General features: G+C 58.7%; 2 protein-coding genes. Both read left to right on the top strand.

What is annotated here, in order from left to right; translation table 11 throughout:
* Nucleotides 1-79 precede the first annotated feature (79 nt).
* Nucleotides 80-466 (top strand): transposase, encoded by a 387-nt coding sequence (locus AC1D2R_RS32200; RefSeq protein ID WP_477973876.1) that lies wholly within the window; start codon nucleotides 80-82, stop codon nucleotides 464-466.
* Nucleotides 463-678, top strand: a 216-nt coding sequence (gene tnpB / locus AC1D2R_RS32205; RefSeq protein WP_477973878.1) for an IS66 family insertion sequence element accessory protein TnpB, incomplete at its 3' end; no start/stop codon positions are given. The genes AC1D2R_RS32200 and tnpB, both read left to right, overlap by 4 nt.

Below are 678 nucleotides of genomic sequence, written 5' to 3' on the forward strand. Positions count from 1 at the left end.
CTGTAAGCGCTTAGGTCACCCCACGTAGCGTGGGGAAGGAAAACCGCTCATTTTCAGCATGAATCATGCGGGGAATTCTATGAGCGAAGATGTGAATCATGGTCCGACGTTTGAAATTCTGACGGCAGGGCCGGTGCGGAAGCGGCGAAAGCCGAGGTATCGCTCCGAGGAGGAAAAGGCGGTGATCCTCGACGAGGCGCTGGCTCCCGGTGCGAATGTATCTGCARTCGCCCGCGCCCATGGCATGGATCCCTCTCAGCTTTTCGCCTGGCGACGCACAGCACTTGCATCCGGCGCTGTTGTGCGACTTGATCAGGCAGCCGAAAATGATGGTCGCTTTGCGCGCTTTGAGGCGGTCCGGACGGACCTTGTCGAAATCTGTATCGGGGACACGACGCTTCGGGTGAACGCGGCGATCGTTCCGGCSCTACTGAGCGGCATCGTCAAAGCGGTGCGTGAGKCATGATCGCCTCCGGTGTCGTGGTTTACGTGTCCTGTCAGCCGGTCGACTTCCGCAAGGGGCCGGCATCGCTGATGGTTTTGGTACGGGATGGCGGCCTCGACCCGTTCAGTGGTGCGCTTCATGTATTCCGCTCGAAACGAGCAGACCGGATCCGCATTGTCTGGTGGGATGGCAGCGGAGTATGTCTCTATTCAAAAATTCTCGAGGAGAATGGT

Source organism: Rhizobium sp. P1_C7 (genome assembly GCF_056406295.1).